At 41.8% G+C, this 17579-nt stretch carries 15 protein-coding genes, 2 tRNA genes and 2 rRNA genes; 12 read left to right on the top strand and 7 right to left on the bottom strand.

Annotated elements, in window-relative coordinates:
• From CZ809_RS13705 to CZ809_RS13680, 6 genes are all read left to right on the top strand, one after another.
• Positions 1-701 (top strand): 23S ribosomal RNA (locus CZ809_RS13705); the annotation flags it as partial.
• Between the two features lie 137 nt (positions 702-838).
• Positions 839-954, top strand: a 5S ribosomal RNA gene (rrf, locus tag CZ809_RS13700).
• Between the two features lie 69 nt (positions 955-1023).
• Positions 1024-1100, top strand: a tRNA-Asp gene (locus tag CZ809_RS13695).
• 37 nt (positions 1101-1137) lie between these two features.
• Positions 1138-1214, top strand: a tRNA-Trp gene (locus CZ809_RS13690).
• A gap of 599 nt (positions 1215-1813) precedes the next feature.
• Entirely contained in the window at positions 1814-2149 is a 336-nt protein-coding gene (locus CZ809_RS13685) for a DUF1904 domain-containing protein (protein WP_080158151.1), read from the top strand.
• Positions 2150-2244: 95 nt separating this feature from the next.
• The gene (locus tag CZ809_RS13680) at positions 2245-3111 is read left to right on the top strand and encodes an endonuclease/exonuclease/phosphatase family protein (RefSeq protein WP_080158150.1); all 867 of its coding nucleotides are present in this window, start codon (positions 2245-2247) and stop codon (positions 3109-3111) included.
• On the opposite strand, the gene CZ809_RS13675 is transcribed toward CZ809_RS13680, so the two are convergent.
• The 3 genes from CZ809_RS13675 to gloB all read right to left on the bottom strand — a co-directional run bounded on the left by CZ809_RS13675 (position 3108) and on the right by gloB (position 6180).
• Positions 3108-3797, bottom strand: coding sequence for a Yip1 family protein (locus CZ809_RS13675; protein WP_080158149.1), 690 nt, complete (start codon positions 3795-3797; stop codon positions 3108-3110). The two genes, CZ809_RS13680 and CZ809_RS13675, sit on opposite strands and share 4 nt — an antisense overlap.
• Positions 3794-5350, bottom strand: a complete 1557-nt coding sequence (locus tag CZ809_RS13670; RefSeq protein WP_080158176.1) for a LysM peptidoglycan-binding domain-containing protein — start codon at positions 5348-5350, stop codon at positions 3794-3796. Before CZ809_RS13670 ends, CZ809_RS13675 begins: the two co-directional genes overlap by 4 nt.
• A 71-nt stretch (positions 5351-5421) precedes the next feature.
• Positions 5422-6180, bottom strand: a complete 759-nt coding sequence (gene gloB / locus CZ809_RS13665; protein WP_080158148.1) for a hydroxyacylglutathione hydrolase — start codon at positions 6178-6180, stop codon at positions 5422-5424.
• Between the two features lie 41 nt (positions 6181-6221).
• On the opposite strand from gloB, the gene CZ809_RS13660 reads away from it, so the two are divergent.
• Positions 6222-6980 carry a class I SAM-dependent methyltransferase gene (locus CZ809_RS13660; protein ID WP_080158147.1) on the top strand — a complete coding sequence of 253 codons (759 nt, stop codon included), beginning with the start codon at positions 6222-6224 and terminating at the stop codon, positions 6978-6980.
• A gap of 8 nt (positions 6981-6988) precedes the next feature.
• On the opposite strand, the gene rnhA is transcribed toward CZ809_RS13660, so the two are convergent.
• Positions 6989-7453 carry a ribonuclease HI gene (rnhA, locus tag CZ809_RS13655; RefSeq protein ID WP_080158146.1) on the bottom strand — a complete coding sequence of 155 codons (465 nt, stop codon included), beginning with the start codon at positions 7451-7453 and terminating at the stop codon, positions 6989-6991.
• A gap of 51 nt (positions 7454-7504) precedes the next feature.
• Between rnhA and dnaQ the strand changes: the two genes are divergently transcribed.
• Positions 7505-8227: a DNA polymerase III subunit epsilon gene (gene dnaQ, locus CZ809_RS13650; protein ID WP_080158145.1), complete on the top strand. Its 723-nt coding sequence runs from the start codon at positions 7505-7507 to the stop codon at positions 8225-8227.
• A gap of 7 nt (positions 8228-8234) precedes the next feature.
• Complete coding sequence (locus CZ809_RS13645; protein ID WP_080158144.1) at positions 8235-9467, top strand: TIGR03503 family protein; 1233 nt, start codon at positions 8235-8237, stop codon at positions 9465-9467.
• 52 nt (positions 9468-9519) lie between these two features.
• Here the strand turns inward: CZ809_RS13645 and fadE are convergent, their stop codons facing one another.
• Positions 9520-11973 carry an acyl-CoA dehydrogenase FadE gene (gene fadE, locus CZ809_RS13640; RefSeq protein WP_080158143.1) on the bottom strand — a complete coding sequence of 818 codons (2454 nt, stop codon included), beginning with the start codon at positions 11971-11973 and terminating at the stop codon, positions 9520-9522.
• Between the two features lie 491 nt (positions 11974-12464).
• Here fadE and dauA point away from each other — a divergent pair, with 491 nt between their 5' ends.
• The 3 genes from dauA (at position 12465) to CZ809_RS13625 (ending at position 15721) form a co-directional block, all read left to right on the top strand.
• Positions 12465-14156, top strand: a complete 1692-nt coding sequence (gene dauA / locus CZ809_RS13635) for a C4-dicarboxylic acid transporter DauA (RefSeq protein WP_235865952.1) — start codon at positions 12465-12467, stop codon at positions 14154-14156.
• Positions 14157-14257: 101 nt separating this feature from the next.
• Complete coding sequence (gene lpcA, locus CZ809_RS13630; protein WP_080158141.1) at positions 14258-14836, top strand: D-sedoheptulose 7-phosphate isomerase; 579 nt, start codon at positions 14258-14260, stop codon at positions 14834-14836.
• Between the two features lie 87 nt (positions 14837-14923).
• A complete protein-coding gene (locus CZ809_RS13625) occupies positions 14924-15721 on the top strand; it encodes a class II glutamine amidotransferase (protein WP_080158140.1) in 798 nt (265 codons plus the stop codon).
• A gap of 80 nt (positions 15722-15801) precedes the next feature.
• Here the strand turns inward: CZ809_RS13625 and purN are convergent, their stop codons facing one another.
• Positions 15802-16443: a phosphoribosylglycinamide formyltransferase gene (gene purN / locus CZ809_RS13620; RefSeq protein WP_080158139.1), complete on the bottom strand. Its 642-nt coding sequence runs from the start codon at positions 16441-16443 to the stop codon at positions 15802-15804.
• A gap of 4 nt (positions 16444-16447) precedes the next feature.
• Complete coding sequence (purM, locus tag CZ809_RS13615) at positions 16448-17488, bottom strand: phosphoribosylformylglycinamidine cyclo-ligase (RefSeq protein ID WP_080158138.1); 1041 nt, start codon at positions 17486-17488, stop codon at positions 16448-16450.
• Positions 17489-17579: the final 91 nt, after the last annotated feature.

Genomic DNA, 17579 nt, shown 5'->3' with positions numbered 1-17579 from the left:
GACCCCTTATCGGGGTTACGGACAGTGCCTGGTGGGTAGTTTGACTGGGGCGGTCTCCTCCCAAAGAGTAACGGAGGAGCACGAAGGTGGGCTAATCACGGTCGGACATCGTGAGGTTAGTGCAATGGCATAAGCCCGCTTGACTGCGAGAATGACAATTCGAGCAGGTGCGAAAGCAGGTCATAGTGATCCGGTGGTTCTGAATGGAAGGGCCATCGCTCAACGGATAAAAGGTACTCCGGGGATAACAGGCTGATACCGCCCAAGAGTTCATATCGACGGCGGTGTTTGGCACCTCGATGTCGGCTCATCACATCCTGGGGCTGAAGTCGGTCCCAAGGGTATGGCTGTTCGCCATTTAAAGTGGTACGCGAGCTGGGTTTAGAACGTCGTGAGACAGTTCGGTCCCTATCTGCCGTGGGCGTTGGATGATTGAGAGGGGCTGCTCCTAGTACGAGAGGACCGGAGTGGACGAACCGCTGGTGTTCGGGTTGTATCGCCAGATGCATTGCCCGGTAGCTAAGTTCGGAATCGATAACCGCTGAAAGCATCTAAGCGGGAAGCGAGCCTCAAGATGAGTCATCCCTAGACCTTTAAGGTCTCTAAAGGGTTGTTGAAGACTACAACGTTGATAGGTCAGGTGTGTAAGTGCTGCGAGGCATTGAGCTAACTGATACTAATTGCCCGTGAGGCTTAACCATACAACACCCAAGGGGTTTTCCTTCTCATAAGAGAAGAGACGGACTCTACAAACGCTTGAATGCGTGTTGAGAACAACTAGTTAGATTTTCCCAGATTGCTATTTATTGTCATAAGACAATAAATAAACCAGAATTTGCTTGGCGACCATAGCGTTATGGACCCACCTGATCCCATGCCGAACTCAGTAGTGAAACGTAATAGCGCCGATGGTAGTGTGGGGTCTCCCCATGTGAGAGTAGGACATCGCCAGGCTTCAATTTCGTTTTTATCTTTTTATAAAGGTAGAGACAACAAGTTGCATTTATGCTGAATAGACACTGCGGAGTGGTAGTTCAGTTGGTTAGAATACCGGCCTGTCACGCCGGGGGTCGCGGGTTCGAGTCCCGTCCACTCCGCCATTTATTTAAGACAGAGTTAAGTCTTTAAAATAACTACAGGGGTGTAGCTCCAACTGGCAGAGCAGCGGATTCCAAATCCGCGTGTTGGGAGTTCGAATCTCTCCACCCCTGCCATATTAAAGAAAGCCTCGACAGTAATGTCGGGGCTTTTTTACGTCTGCATTATTGTAGTAGATTAGGTGTGGCCGTAACTGGCAGAGCAGCGGATTCGCTATTCCGAAAATCAGCGCGTGTTGGGAGTTTAAATCTCTCCACCCCTGCCATATTAAAGAAAGCCTCGACAGTAATGTCGGGGCTTTTTTACGTCTGCATTATTGTAGTAGATTAGGTGTGGCCGTAACTGGCAGAGCAGCGGATTCGCCATACCGAAAATTTCCAAGCGTTAACTGATTGAATACCCTAGTTTTGGTCATATTTAAGCAATTTATAACTGTAAACTCGAGGGTTGAGGTTGCTACAATGGACTGTTACCCCAAATAGTAAAGGTTTATAATTGATGTATTAAAAGGCACTTATTAAGTGTGATGACTGCGTATTATAACTATGGTCTTTCAATTTTTATTCACTAAAAAAATAGGGCTAAATCGACACTTTATTTACCATCATGATGTTAACGGAATACCTCGAAAAAGATTACTAACAATAAAAAACAGAGGTTGAACATTATTAAGTGGTAATGTAGTAGAGTAAATAGTCAATTTTTGGGAGTTTTTATGCCACATCTTCGTTTTCGTGCGATTGCATTTGATACCGTAAAGCTGCTATCAACAGCGTTAGTTGATGATTTACAGCCATTAATGGCATGCCCTCGTGAAGATTTTACATTAGAGCATATTCCTGCTTCATTTATCCTTGATGGTGAAGTGTCTGATGCTTATCCGTTTATTGAAGTGTTTTGGTTTGATCGTGGTCAAGAGGTTCAAGATAATGTTGCAGCAGTGATTACTGCAGCTATAAGGACTGCGGTTGACGATAAAAATCAAGATGTCGCTGTTATTTTTACCGCGCTGACACCTGCAGCTTATTACGATAATGGTCAACATTATTAGGCTACCGCTATTCTTTTCTGATTTTATTCTTTTTAATTTTATAATGACATTAGCCCATTAATCTAATGGGCTAAGTTGTCTATGTAGGCGCTATTATGGCACGCAGAACAAAAACAAAAGTGGTTGCTGGTTTAGGTGTCGTGGCTGGCGCGTTGGGGTTAGGGGCATTTAATTCATCGTTTGATGTAACAATGCAACCTGAAGTGACCAATGAAGTTTTTGCCCCACATTTCACTTATCGTTGTATTGAAAGTGAAATTGCGCCACCGCTCGATAATAATGGCGTACTGACCGTTGCTGTATGGAATATCTATAAGCAACAACGTCCTAATTGGCGTCAAGCATTAGAAGGGTTTACTCAGAAAAGTGATTTGGTGTTATTGCAAGAAGCGAGTTTAAACACTGATCTGAAAAATTATTTAGATGCGAACCATTGGCAGGTAAGAATGGCAAATGCGTTTCGCTTTCTTGATACGCCCGCAGGTGTAATGAATTTATCGCGTGTATCTTCACGTCAAACATGTGCTTATTTGGCAATGGAACCATGGTTACGCTTGCCTAAATCTGCGTTATTATCGCAATTTACACTATCTGACGGTCAAACGCTGGCGGTGGTTAATCTTCACGGGGTTAATTTTGCCATTGGCTTAAATGAATATCAGCAGCAATTAGACAGTTTAAAAACAGTATTAGAACAGCACCAAGGGCCAATTATATTAGCGGGAGATTTTAATACGTGGCGTAAAGCGCGGATTAAAGTGGTTAGATCTTTTGCACATTCGCTGGGGCTAAAAGAGGTGCAGTACCATAATGATCAGCGAGTTCGAGTGCTAGGTAAGCCGCTGGATCATCTTTATTATCGTGATTTGCAGTTGGTGAAATCAGAAGCACCAAAAACGGATGCTTCTGATCATAGTCCATTGTTAGTGACGTTTAAATTAACTCACTCAGTAATGCACTAAGCTGAAATAATTAGCAAAGGCCATACAATCAGTGTTAACACCCAAGGCAGCACTGCGACAATAATGGCTTTTGCACGATCCAGATCTGTCCATGCACTGACTGCGGCGTAAGTTAAAGCGATATACCATGGTGCTAATAACGGCATGGTAGTCGCTAGTGCGGCCCAGCGATTGTTTAATGGTAATTTTAAAAGACCATTAATACTATTTAAGTCAGCGGCATTCGGCAACATAGTATTGGTGTTAAACACAATATTAATATAGCTCGCAATGTCACCGATAAACGATGGCAACATAATAAAACATGCCGCTGCAAGCCATTTTCCATAGCTGTGCTGATGACGGCTACTTTTAGTGGCTAATTTTAACCATAACGCCAGTACAAAAATCACCGCTGTTCGGCCGGTGATATCACTAAATACTTCACCTGCAAGTAATACTTCTCGCGTTAACCAAGCTTGTTGTGCATTGTCACCAAGATTGCCTAGTTGCGCTTGTATTGTTTGTTGCAGCCACGGCATATCGACATGGTTAAAGTAACTGCCCCACAAAATGAATGATCCAAGAATAATCATTAAATAGGGTAAAATTGCCCATTTCGGTCTTTTATAGATAGCAGCAAAGCATTCTATAGGTGAACGAAAAAGATCGATAACAGCGACAATTGGATTTTTAGATGGCGTCATGCTTTTACCTTACGACGATCAATCACTAACTTAAGTTTTTGACCTTGCTTAATATATTTATTGTTAGCCAGATTATTCCATTTTTTAATCTCAGCAACAGAAACATCATAACGTTGAGCGATGACACTTAAACTATCCCCTTTTCGTACTTTATAATGGATAGTTTTGTGATTAGCGACGGTTTTCTTTGATGTGCTAACTGTTGATACTTTTAATCGTTGTCCTTTATGTAGCACCGCATTTTTACTTAAGCTGTTCAGTTGCTTAAGTTTTGCTACGCTAGTTTTGTGCTTACGAGCAATGTTCCATAAATTATCACCTGACTGCACGACATAATGCTGCGCCTCCACATGGACAGCGGCACGGTGCTGGCGGTTAACCAATGAAATTGGCGATGTTGGAATAGTCAGTGATTGGCCAATACGAATATTAGTAGTTTTAAGCTTATTCACTTTTTGAATTGCTTTAATGCTGCTGTGGTAGCGCTTTGCAATTAATCCTAGGCTTTCACCTGATTTTACACGGTGATGGTGTGTCATCATGCTAGCGTTACGATTCTGGGCTAATTCACGCTTAAAACGACTAACCGTGTTGATTGGTAATAACAGATGATTAAGACCATTTGGTGCTGTAACACCACGACGGTAGGCTGGGTTAAGATCTTTTAATTCGCTGGTACTGATACCTGCAAATTCTGCCGCAATGGTAAGATCCATTTGTACGCCAGGTTTTACGATAGCGATAACGGGCTTATTACGGATGGGTTCGATGTGAAAACCGTATTTTTTAGGGTGCATGATAATATCAGCAACCGCATACAGTTTAGGCACATAACTGCTGGTTTCATTGGGTAAATCAAGCGCCCAATAGTCGGTTGGTTTACCTGCGGCTTTATTTTTACGAATAGCATTAAATACGCGGCCTTCACCGGTGTTATAAGCGGCGAGTGCTTGTTGCCAATTACCATCAAACTTTTTATTTAAGTATTCAAGTAAATTAAGTGCGGCGGTGGTGGATTTAACCACATCACGGCGCCCGTCATACCAACTATTTTGTTTTAAGCCAAAACGACGACCGGTGTCGGGAATAATTTGCCATAGGCCTGCTGCTGCCATACTTGAGTATGCATGTGGATCAAATGAACTTTCTACAATAGGTAAAAGAGCCAGTTCTAGCGGCATACCTCGTTTTTCAACTTGTTCCGTGATGTAGTACAGGAAAGGTTGAGCACGTTGAGCAATAATTTCAAGGTTGCGCGGGTTCTTTAAATACCAGTTACGGTAATATTGAACACGTTTGTTATTAGGGATTTTAGTGGTGATCTGCATCGCAATGCGATTCCACACATCTTGCTGCTGTTGAGGCGTTAGGTGTGCCACAACAGGTTGTGTTTCTTTGATGACAGGAACAATCGGCACTACAGTTTCAACTGGAGTGTTAGTAGGTTGCTCAACGACAGTTTTTGGTTGGTTAGTATCGGCCTGCGTTGTCTCTTTTGTTGTCTGACAACCTGCGATAACAAGCACACTTGCTAAAAGAATTTTGAATTTCATGACAGTCGTTTGTAGCCAAAATGGTTGGTGATAATACTTGCCCAACCACCTTGGTTACAAGGGGAGAAACGTTAAAACTCGTCTTTCCAACGTCGAAGTGCCGCAAATGTCTCAATATCTGAGTTATCGTACGCTTTATCAGCAACTGAGCGTTTAATACTTGGCTGGTCACAACGTAAAAATGGGTTAATAAGTTTTTCATTACTTAGAGTGGTAGGTAAAGTGCTTTGACCATTGGCGCGCAGACGATTCACTTGATCACGGTAGCGTTGTAAGTGCGCATTATCTTGTTCTGCAACTAAGGCAAAAGCAAGATTACCAGCGGTGTATTCGTGAGCACAATAGATGTTAGTTTCATCCGGTAATGAGGCTATTTTTTGCAAGGAATTAAACATTTGTGCGGGAGTACCTTCAAAGATACGACCACAGCCAGCTGAGAATAATGTATCGCCACAAAACAGTTTTTCATCACCAACATAAGCGACATGACCTAAAGTGTGCCCGGGTACACTCAGCACCATAAAACGTTCGCCAAAGATATCAACTTGATCGCCATCTTCTACTGGGCGAGTGATACCGGGAATAGGTTCATCATTGGGGCCAACGACTTTGGTAGCAGGGAATCGACGTTTTAATTCACTAATACCACCGACATGATCATGATGATGGTGAGTGATGAGGATTGCATCTAGAATTAAATTGTCTCTTTCGATTGCCTCAAGAACCGGCGTGGCATCCCCAGGATCAACAACGACACAATGATTGTCTGGGTTTTGAATCAGCCAGATGTAATTGTCTTTAAATGCGGGTATGCTTTTAACAGTTAACATGAATTTTGTCTCCAGCCCTATCAGGTGTTGAGCAGTATCTTATGAAGCCAGCGCGTACAGTAACACACATTGAAGTTCCTTATACATGGTCGAATGTGATCAATGGTGAATGGGTAGCAGAATTATTACAGGCACGACTTGATGAGTGGTGCCCTAAATTATTCGGCTATCACATGTTAAAGCTTGGTGGCCTCAGTGCAGAGCTGACCAGTAGCCATTGTAATATTCAACATCAAATTTGTGTTGATAAATTCAGCCCTCAACGCACAATTGTGGCAGATGCTTTAGAATTACCCTTTATTGAAAAATCATTTGATGCATGTTTATTAATGCATCAATTAGATTATGCGGCAGATCCTCATGGCTTATTACGTGAGATCGATCGCGTGATGGTTGATGATGGCTACTTAGTATTAAGTGGTAATAACCCATTGAGCCTATTAGGGTTACGAGGGTTATTACCATGGAATCGCCGTCAAGCACCGTGGACGGGTAAGATGTATTTACCGTTTCGAATTAATGATTGGTTACGGTTACTCAACTATGAAGTGGTGTATCAAGAAACGTTTGCGATAGTCCCCGCTACTCGGCACCTTGCTTGTGCAGCATGGCTTGAACATGTTTTATCGGAACCGTTATCTGCAGTGGGTAGTTTATATTTTATTGTGGCACGTAAACGGACTTGTCCATTAAAGCTGATTAAACCAACCTGGAAATTACGTCGACAATTAGCACCGCTGCGAATTAATTGTCGAACTCAGGTTGAAAAAACATGTACTAAAACCTCTTCGCGTTCGTAAGCTTTAGTTTAATTTGGCTGATAACCTTTGTCAGCTTGCGTTGGATTTTCTGCACCCGTACGCGCTAAAACATCACAACGTTCATTTTCTGGATGTCCGGCATGACCTTTAACCCAATGCCATTGAACTTGATGGCGCTGGGTTTCTTGATCAAGCTGTTGCCAAAGATCGGCATTTTTGACGGGCTTTTTATCTGCTGTTTGCCAACCTCTTTTTTTCCAATTATGTATCCATTGCGTAATTCCTTGACGCACATATTGACTGTCAGTGGTAAGATCAACACGGCATGGTTGTTTTAAACTGGCGAGTCCCATAATAGCGGCAAGCAGTTCCATGCGGTTGTTGGTGGTCATTAAATAGCCACCACTAAGCTCTTTTTCGTGTTGTTTGTATCTTAATACTGTGCCATAACCGCCGGGACCAGGATTACCTAAACACGATCCATCGGTGAAAATTTCTACCTGCTTCATCATAGTGGGTAGTTTTGCCTTAGATAAAAACTTAAGTCTGACACATTAACTACTATGAAAGCCACAAACCAACGCATTATTGTATTTGATACAGAAACAACGGGTATGAACATGACGGGCCCTCATTATGAAGGCCACGGTATTGTCGAAATTGGTGCGGTAGAGATCATTAACCGTAAATTAACTGGCAATACGTTCCATGTTTATATCAAGCCTGATCGAAAAATCGATCCAGAGGCGATAGCTGTCCACGGTATTACGGATGAATTTTTACGTGATAAACCTGTGTATGCAGATATTCACCAAGAATTTATTGATTTCATTGATGGCGCTGAGCTTGTCGCACATAACGCATCGTTTGATACCGGTTTTATGGATTATGAATTCCATAAGATGGGCGCATCAATCGCAAAAATAGAAGATATTTGTCGAGTAACCGATACCCTCGAAATGGCGAAAAGGCTGTTTCCGGGTAAACGAAATAACCTTGATATTTTATGTTCGCGTTATGGTATTGATAACTCACATCGTACGATGCACGGCGCATTACTCGATGCCGAGATTCTAGCTGACGTTTATTTGATGATGACCGGTGGTCAAACATCATTACGTTTAAGCAGTGGTAACGATGACTCTACAACGGAAACCAGTATTCGACGTTTGGCTAGTGGTCGAAAAGAATTAAAGGTTATCCATGCAACGGCCGATGAACTAACAGCACATCAAGATAGGCTTGATCTGATTGGTAAGAAGGCTGACGTTATTTGGCGTCTTTAGAGGCAGTATGTTGCGGCGATTATGGCTACTTATTTTCTATGTTCCGCTCTGTACTTGGATATTAATAGCAAGTGCTTGGGCGCAAGCAGAAGCGAGATTAACGTGGCTTGATAATCGCTTTCGTGTTGATCCTGAGATAGAGCAAATAACGTTTGTTGTCACTCGTGAGCAACCGAGCCAGTCAGTGGTGTTAGTCGCCCCTGATGGACGTAAATATTATGCTGATCGCCACGCAAACACGATGTCATGGTATACCGATAAAGGGATGGATATTATTTCTATAACTCATCCGATGGCGGGGCCATGGCAAGCCTTAGGGAAAGTGTCGATAAATAATGGCATTAGATTCATCTCAAATATTCAATTACAGGCTGAACCGTTACCCGCACAGTTGTATCAAACAGAAGTATTAAAATTTAGTGCACAGCTAACGCAAAATAAACAACCATTACTGTTACGTGATTTTTTAGATCGCGTGCAGTTAAAGGTGGTTTTTTATCCGCTGACGTCCATATTATCGAATGAGTTGAATGAGTTGAATGAGTCAAATGAGCCGGCACCAATAGAGGTGGGGCAATTTGCCGATGATGGCCAAGAGTATGATGAAGTTGCGGGTGATGGTATTTTTACTGTGGCACTTAATGTGAATGTTGAACCGGGTAAATACCGTGTTGAAATAGCATCAACTAATGGGGTATTTAAACGTGCAGTTGAGCAAACTGTGCTTGTTTATCCTGCACCTATCACGACCTCATTTGTACAAAGTCATCAACCATTAACCTCGCATAGCGTTAATATTGAGGCTAAAGCCGATCAAACGATTTCAGGATCATTGGCTGCTTATCTGGTGGTTAAACAACCCCAGCAAAAGCCGAGAATTATTCAACGAAGCTCCCACCATCAACAGTCACATTTAGTTCTTACATGGCCTAATGATGCTCAAATAGGTAAAGCATGGTGGCGAGGTTGGGCGTATGTGACTGACTCATTGACTCAGCGAGAGTTAGTGTTTCGTTTATCCCAACAAAACTATACCCAAGTTGCTGCTGTCGCGGTTGATTTTAGTGCTTCTTTAGCGCAGCAACAGGCAAAACAGCAACTAATTATTCAGAATGAACAGCAACAACGGTTATTGTGGGTTGTTATTACCAATATTGTCATCGTTATAAGTGTGCTGGTGGTGTTATTGATGTGGCGACGTAAACGTGCTGTTCAGAGTGATTTAATTGTGCCTAAATAAGTATGTGATGTTCAGTGGTTTTTGCCTTTGAACATCACAATGATGCGCTTATTTATGCTGCACTATTAATTGATGGTGTGGTTTGAAGCGGGTTAATTGCTAATTGTGCTGGATCAAAGTCATCAACATTAATGGTGTCTAAGCGTCCTGCTTCTGCTCGGTGAAGTAATTGCGCTTCCTCGGTGGTGATCACGCCGAGTTCTAATCCTATTGCTGCAACCTTGCCTAATTGCATGAACGGTAACGGTGTCTTCGCGGCTTGACAGACACGATCATAAATTGGCTCTGCGGCAAGAATATCAAGTAGAGCAACCTCCATCATTCCAACCGCATTATTTGTTGTTGCTTCTAAAAATTGGCCACGACCAATACGATCTCGTGTGGCTGATGGGGTTTGAATTACGCGTGCTAGCTGGTGATCTAATTCATCACTCGGTTGGCGGCGACGTAACCCTGTTGGTAACATAATAAACCGTAATCCTTGCGCAATGACTTTATTAGGAAAGTTAGCTAAGAAATGATCAATGGCGACTTCTGCTTGATAAAGTGCATCTTGTAAGCCCCAGTGTACTAACACAATGTCTTCCGCTTGTCGGCCTTCATCGGTATAGCGTTTTAGTGTGGCGGAGGCTAAGTATAATTGACTTAATACATCTCCAAGACGGGCCGATAAACGCTCTTTACGTTTAAGTGATCCACCCAGTGTTGCCATTGAGATATCGGCTAATAATGCAAGGTTCGCACTATAGCGATTCATTTGTTGATAATAGCGAGAGGTTGCATCTTTGTGGGGAGCTGATGAGCCTCGACCATCGGTTAAGCCCAGCCAAAAACTACGGGCTATATTACTCAACACAAACCCAATATGATTAAATACCGCTTTATCAAATTGACTAAGTGCTTGCTGCTGATCGTCAATATAAGCAGCATTGATCTCATCAAGTACATAAGGGTGACAACGAATCGCCCCTTGGCCAAAAATGATCATTGAACGGGTTAATATATTGGCCCCTTCAACGGTGACTGCAATGGGAGCACCTTGATAATTTCGCGCAAGGAAGTTACTCGGTCCCATGCAAATCCCTTTGCCTCCGACAATATCCATGGCATCAATAATGCTCTTTTGGCTACGGTGGGTGCAATGGTATTTAACGATGGCTGAAATCACCGCGGGTTTTTCGCCTAAATCGATACCAGTAACGGTTAATGTTGTCGCAGCATCAAGCACATAAGCATTACCGACGATCCGTGCTAAGGGTTCTTCAATACCTTCCATTTTACCGATGGGTAATTTAAATTGACGACGAATACGGGCATAGGCTCCGGTTGCCATTGCCGCTGTTTTTAAACCGCCAGTGGTGTTTGACGGTAAGGTAATTCCTCGTCCAACAGATAAGCATTCAACAAGCATTTTCCATCCTTGGCCAGCCATAGTTTGACCACCAATAATAAAGTCAATTGGAACGAAGATTTTATCGCCTTGGGTTGGACCATTTTGGAAGGGAATATTTAATGGAAAATGTCGACGGCCAATTTTAATACCATCAATATTGGTTGGAATTAAGGCACAGGTGATACCAATATCTTTTTTATCGCCAAGTAGATGGTCGGGATCGAATAATTTAAAGGCTAAGCCTAATACAGTGGCGACTGGGGCTAAGGTGATATAGCGCTTATTCCATGTTAGTTCCATGCCCAGTATTTCTTCACCTTGCCATATCCCTTTTTTGACGATACCAAAATCAGGAATCGAACCAGCGTCTGATCCTGCTTCTGGGCTAGTGAGAGCAAAACAAGGGATTTCATCACCCGCAGCTAGGCGTGGTAAGTAATAATTTTTTTGTTCATCAGTACCATAGTGCTGTAATAACTCTCCGGGGCCTAAAGAGTTTGGCACACCAACCGTTGAAGATAAGACCGAGGATACGCCGGTTAATTTCTGTAAGACCAGTGATTGCGCATAAGCTGAAAATTCTAACCCGCCATAATTTTTTTTAATGATCATTGCAAAAAATTTATGCTGCTTAAGTTGCTGCCACACTTCAGGCGGTAGATCAGCAAGATCATGAGTGATATGGAAATCATTCACCATGCGGCAAATATCATTCACTGGCCCATCTAAAAAGGCTTGTTCTGCCGGTGTTAGGGTTGGAGATTGAATAGCATGAAGTTTATTCCAATCGGGGTTACCACTAAAAAGATCGGCTTCCCACCATACTGTACCAGCGTCAATTGCTTCTTTTTCAGTCTGTGACATTTGAGGCATAACATTTTTAAAATATTGAAGTGCTGATTGAGTGATAAATTTTTTACGTAATTGGGGGATATTTAATGGTAAGGCAATCACAGCAAACGTTAACCAGCTAATAATTCCTGTAACATTTATTAGGGTACCTAATACTAACAATGCGGCAATGATAGCGGTAAAAATAAGACGAGAGATACGGTGATAGGCGAGGATGCCAAACACACAGATAAAGCTAATTAAGTATATAAATGTCAGCATAGCGATTCTCCGTAATCATATAGCAGCACAGTGTATTGCATTCAGAAAAGGCCCGTGATTGAGTCATCTTTTTAGCGCAATATTGCACGATAGTTTTTTAGAGTATGGCAGTCTTAATAATCAAGGTAAGAGGTCTAACCACTTATGACTGATTGTAAGTTATTTTTTAAAGAAATGTAAAATATTTAATTTGATAATTGATCGGTAATGAGATCATAAAAAACACCAATACTGCGGTTTTACTCGCCTTGATCGAGATCATTGGTGATTTTATTTTCACTTGCGAATTATTAGTGAAGCGTTAACATATAGCACTATTGTGATACCGTTCACGTTATTGCGACTGTGTGTTTTTTACACAAGTGATAAGTGAGCGGTATTTCCGTTTGTTGCCTTTCCCGATTTCCGACTGACAGTTGCCCGCCGGACCCTCTTTTCGGGTTGACATCAATGCCTATTTTATTATGTGCAATAAGCACAGGGGTTTTGTTGTGTTGATTTTTCAAGCTCTCTCTCAATCGTGGAAACAGGGATATTCCCTTTCCAAGCTTCGTGCCGATTTAGTATCAGGTGTTACTGTTGGTATTGTGGCTATTCCATTAGGTATGGCATTATCAATTGCGGTAGGTGTTCCTCCTCAACATGGTTTGTATACTGTTATCGTGGCTGGTTTCTTAGCGGCGTTATTGGGTGGTTCACGGTTTAATATTACCGGACCAACAGCTGCATTTGTGGTAATCCTATTACCAATAACACAGAAATACGGTTTATCAGGCTTAATGCTTGCGACCATGATGTCTGGGGTTATCTTATTGTTGATGGGCGTATTTCGACTTGGGCAGTTAGTGGCATATGTACCTTATCCGGTAACAACAGGTTTTACCGCAGGGATTGGTTTTGTTATTGCCTTTTTACAGTTAAAAGATCTTTTGGGTTTACATGTTTTAGGTAGCCCGATTCATTTTCCTGAAAAAGTAATGGCTTATTCACATGCCATATCAACCACGAATTATGCTGACGCATTGGTTGGTATTATTACGATCATGACCTTTATTGTTTGGGCTAAACTAAAAACCCGCGTTCCACCTCATTTAGTTTCTTTATTTGTGGGTACACTTTTAGCGCTAGCTTTAAATCACTTTAGCCTTGAACATGTTACGTTACTTGGTGAGAAATTCAGCTACACCATTGGCAATATTGTTGGTCACGGTATTCCTCAAGAAGCACCACAATTTTTACCGTTATGGAAATCAGATACCTTCAATTGGGCAACAATGATTGAGCTAATGCCTTCAGCGTTAACTATTGCAATTTTAGGTTGTATTGAATCGTTATTGTGTGCTGTTGTTGCTGACGGTATGACCAGTACTAAACATAATCCTAATGCGGAATTAGTGGGTCAAGGTATTGCGAACATGGTTGTGCCATTCTTTGGTGGTATTCCAGCGACGGCAGCTATTGCTCGTACAGCGACTAATATTCGTTCAGGCGCTTTTTCTCCGATCTCTGGTATTATTCATGCGATTTTTGTTTTAGCCGCAATGATAGCTTTAGCGCCTTTACTGTCTTATGTTCCAATGAGTGCTTTAGCCGGTCTACTTATTATGGTGGCATGGAACATGTCAGAGGCACCACACTTTGTGCATACATTGAAAGTAGCACCTCGCCGTGATGTCGCTGTTTTAATGACTTGTTTTATTCTGACTGTTGCATTTGATATGGTGGTGGCGGTAATTGTTGGTTTGTTATTAGCTGGCGTATTGTTTATTCAACGTATCGCAAGCTTAACTACCGTTACTATTACTGATGCGAAACATCCACACCTTAATTTCGGTGATGATGTGGTGGTGTACGATATTAATGGACCGTTATTCTTTGCTGCGAGTGAAAAAGCATTTTCTGTGATTGAGCATGCAACAATGGAAACCCGTGCAGTTGTGCTTGATTTTAGTGATGTATCAACTATTGATATCACGGCTATTCATGCTTTTGAATCTGCATTGGATCGGTTATCTACTTTACCTGTATATTTGCTAGGGGTACTACCGCATGTTGAACGTAAATTGGAGCATGCAGGTGTATTTGAACTAACAAATCTTCATTTAGTACATTCAATTACGCAATTACAGCAAACTTTAGTGATTAATTCTGACAAAGCATCAGATCAAGAGTCGACACTGTAAGTTATTTGTATGTAAACTGCGATTAACGATGTATTACAGCATCAAGCGAGCATATTGCTCGCTTGATTTGTATTTAATGGAAAACATTGAGAGAGCAGCTTATGTATAAAGATCTGATCCGCAGCGAATTGACTGATGCCGCTGACGTCCTTAACCGTTTTTTAAATGACGACAAAAACTTGGCTGATATTGAAGCAGCGGCTAAATTGTTAGCTGATTCATTTAAGCAAGGTGGCAAAGTATTGTCATGCGGTAATGGTGGTTCTCATTGTGATGCGATGCATTTTGCAGAAGAATTAACCGGTCGCTACCGAGACGATCGTCCAGGTTATCCTGGGATTGCAATCTCCGATCCGAGCCACCTATCTTGTGTCAGTAATGATTTTGGTTATGAATATGTATTTTCTCGCTATTTAGAAGCGGTTGGCGCTAAAGGCGATGTGTTATTTGGGTTATCAACGTCAGGTAACTCTGCCAATATTCTAAAAGCAATTGCAGTAGCGCAAGCTAAGGGAATGAAAACTATCGCCTTAACCGGTAAAGATGGTGGCAAAATGGCAGGACTTGCTGATGTTGAAATTCGAGTGCCACATTTTGGCTATGCCGATCGCATTCAAGAAATTCATATTAAAATTATTCATATTTTAATTATGTTAGTTGAAAAAGAAATGGAAAAATAATCGTCGATTGGGGGATATATATCCCATCATACTAACGATTATTGATCTTTAAATGAGCATGATTCAGCGTAAAGAGCAGAAATAAAAATGTGTGAATTATTAGGCATGAGTGCCAATGTGCCAACAGATATTTGTTTTAGCTTTACTGGTTTAATGCAGCGTGGTGGTAATACAGGACCACACCGTGATGGGTGGGGGATCACTTTTTATGAAGGTAAAGGATTTCGAACCTTTAAAGATCCAAATCCAAGCTGTAAATCACGTATTGCTGAATTGGTACAACAATACCCAATAAAAAGTCGTGCCGTTGTAAGTCATATTCGTCAAGCTAATCGTGGTGGGGTAAATTTAGAAAATACTCATCCTTTTACACGTGAAGTTTGGGGTAATTATTGGACTTTTGCTCATAACGGTCAATTGACGGGTTATGAACAATTGGTTACTGGCCGTAATCAAGCGGTGGGTGATACTGACAGTGAAATTGCTTTCTGTTGGCTAATGAATCAGTTAGAAATTCGTTTTCCGGTATTGCCGGAAGATATGACCCCTGTGTTTGGTTATTTTGCAGAGTGTTGTGACACATTGCGCCAATTGGGCGTATATAACATGCTACTGAGTAATGGTGACTATGTTCTGAGTTATTGTACTAATAACTTACATTGGATCACTCGTCGCGCCCCGTTTGGTAAAGCATCATTAATTGATGAAGATGTAACGATTGATTTTCAACGTGAAACAACGGCGAATGATGTCGTGACAGTGATTGCAACTCAGCCTCTAACGAATGATGAAAGCTGGCAGAAGATGGTACGTGGTGAATTTCGCGTATTCCATTTTGGCGAGACGGTTTATCATGCCGTCGCAGCAGACGTTAATGCGTGCTAAACCCAATTGATCTGATTTATCAGTAATAATAAAAAGGCGATCTTAATAAGATCGCCTTTTTTGTGAGCATCAAATAATGATTATTGTGCAGCGTAACCTTGTGGTGGTAGTTGATTACCATCTAACACCGCGGCCCCATTTTGCATTGATAATCGCTGAGTTAGCAGCCATTGAATAACTAATGGATAGATATTATGTTCTTGTTGTTGCACACGCTCAATAACATCGTCGACACTGTCTGTTGTAAAAATGGGGACTTTTGCCTGTAAAATAACGGGGCCACCATCAAGCTCTTCGGTAACGAAATGGACACTGGTGCCATGTTCGCGATCCCCCGCATCTATGGCGCGCTGGTGGGTGTTTAATCCCGTATATTTAGGTAACAAGGAAGGATGAATATTAAGCATTCTTCCTTGATAGTGGTTGACGAAACTCGCAGATAAAATCCGCATAAACCCGGCTAACACAATCACATCAGGCTGATAAGTATCAATTTTTTCAATTAAAGCTTGATCATAATCTTGGCGGTTGGCGTAATCCGTTGCCGCGATAGAAGCAGTTTCTATGTTGGCAAATTGGGCTCGCTTAAGGCCATAAGCATCGGCTTTATTTGAGATCACAGCAGCAATACGGCTATTTTTGATGACGCCATTAGCGCAATTATCAATTATCGCTTGTAAATTACTGCCATTTCCTGAGATTAAGACAACGATATTATGCATAGCTTTAGTTAATCTCTACTTGCTCTTCACCCGCGGCAGCCGTAGCAATGTTACCAAGCAACCATGCGTTTTCGCCTTCTGCCTGTAAAATTTCAATAGCAAGTGCAGCTTGTGCTTGTGGTAATGCAATCACTAAACCGACACCACAGTTGAAGGTACGGTACATTTCATAGGTATCGACATTGCCTGCTTGTTGTAGCCAGTTAAAAATCGCCGGCCACTGCCAGCTATTACCATCAATTACGGCTTTGGTTCCCTGTGGTAATACACGAGGAATATTTTCCCAGAAACCACCACCAGTGATATGAGAAATAGCGTGGATATCGCAATTTTCAATCATCTTTAATGCTGATTTTACATAAATTTTAGTTGGAGTTAATAAGTGCTCAGACAGTGTTTTACCGTCAAGTTCTTGATTAAGATCTGCTTGAGATACTTCTAGAATCTTACGTACTAATGAATAACCGTTTGAGTGTGGACCGCTAGAGCCAACAGCAATTAGGGCATCACCTGCACTAACTTTAGAGCCGTCAATAATGTCTGCTTTTTCAACGACACCCACACAAAAGCCGGCAACGTCGTAATCTTCACCGTGATACATGCCAGGCATTTCAGCCGTTTCACCACCAATAAGTGCACAGCCTGATTGAATACAGCCTTCACCAATACCGGTAACAACACTTGCAGCTGTATCAATATCAAGTTTACCGGTAGCGTAATAATCTAGAAAAAATAGAGGCTCAGCGCCTTGTACAATCAGATCGTTAACACACATAGCGACTAAATCAATACCAATGGTATCGTGCTGTTTTAGATCCATAGCAAGGCGAAGTTTAGTACCGACGCCATCAGTACCAGACACTAAAACAGGCTCTTTGTACTTTGTAGGTAGGGAACATAAAGCACCAAAACCGCCAATACCACCCATAACTTCAGGGCGATGAGTACGTTTAACTACGCCTTTAATACGGTCAACTAACGCATTACCAGCATCAATATCAACACCAGCATCTTTGTAACTAAGAGAAGAGTTTTTGTTGCTCACAGATGATCCCTCAAACGTATTAAAGTAAAAAACCAGCGTATAATACCAGCAGTCCTCATAGTAGAGCAAACGTTTGCGTCAAATTGTTGTA

Source organism: Photobacterium piscicola, assembly GCF_900166965.1.
Lineage (GTDB): Bacteria > Pseudomonadota > Gammaproteobacteria > Enterobacterales > Vibrionaceae > Photobacterium > Photobacterium piscicola.
The sequence above is the reverse complement of the archived record's forward strand: the minus strand, read 5'-3'. Positions and strand labels throughout refer to the sequence as shown.

What these genes read in the sequence shown, in the direction of transcription:
- fadE (WP_080158143.1), bottom strand. Translation starts at nt 11,973, where the DNA reads ATGCTGACATTTATATACTTAATTAGCTTTATCTGTGTGTTTGGCATC.
- CZ809_RS13685 (WP_080158151.1), top strand. Translation starts at nt 1,814, where the DNA reads ATGCCACATCTTCGTTTTCGTGCGATTGCATTTGATACCGTAAAGCTG.
- CZ809_RS13675 (WP_080158149.1), bottom strand. Translation starts at nt 3,797, where the DNA reads ATGACGCCATCTAAAAATCCAATTGTCGCTGTTATCGATCTTTTTCGT.
- lpcA (WP_080158141.1), top strand. Translation starts at nt 14,258, where the DNA reads ATGTATAAAGATCTGATCCGCAGCGAATTGACTGATGCCGCTGACGTC.
- rnhA (WP_080158146.1), bottom strand. Translation starts at nt 7,453, where the DNA reads ATGATGAAGCAGGTAGAAATTTTCACCGATGGATCGTGTTTAGGTAAT.
- CZ809_RS13670 (WP_080158176.1), bottom strand. Translation starts at nt 5,350, where the DNA reads ATGAAATTCAAAATTCTTTTAGCAAGTGTGCTTGTTATCGCAGGTTGT.
- CZ809_RS13680 (WP_080158150.1), top strand. Translation starts at nt 2,245, where the DNA reads ATGGCACGCAGAACAAAAACAAAAGTGGTTGCTGGTTTAGGTGTCGTG.
- purN (WP_080158139.1), bottom strand. Translation starts at nt 16,443, where the DNA reads ATGCATAATATCGTTGTCTTAATCTCAGGAAATGGCAGTAATTTACAA.
- gloB (WP_080158148.1), bottom strand. Translation starts at nt 6,180, where the DNA reads ATGTTAACTGTTAAAAGCATACCCGCATTTAAAGACAATTACATCTGG.
- CZ809_RS13625 (WP_080158140.1), top strand. Translation starts at nt 14,924, where the DNA reads ATGTGTGAATTATTAGGCATGAGTGCCAATGTGCCAACAGATATTTGT.
- dnaQ (WP_080158145.1), top strand. Translation starts at nt 7,505, where the DNA reads ATGAAAGCCACAAACCAACGCATTATTGTATTTGATACAGAAACAACG.
- CZ809_RS13660 (WP_080158147.1), top strand. Translation starts at nt 6,222, where the DNA reads ATGAAGCCAGCGCGTACAGTAACACACATTGAAGTTCCTTATACATGG.
- CZ809_RS13645 (WP_080158144.1), top strand. Translation starts at nt 8,235, where the DNA reads ATGTTGCGGCGATTATGGCTACTTATTTTCTATGTTCCGCTCTGTACT.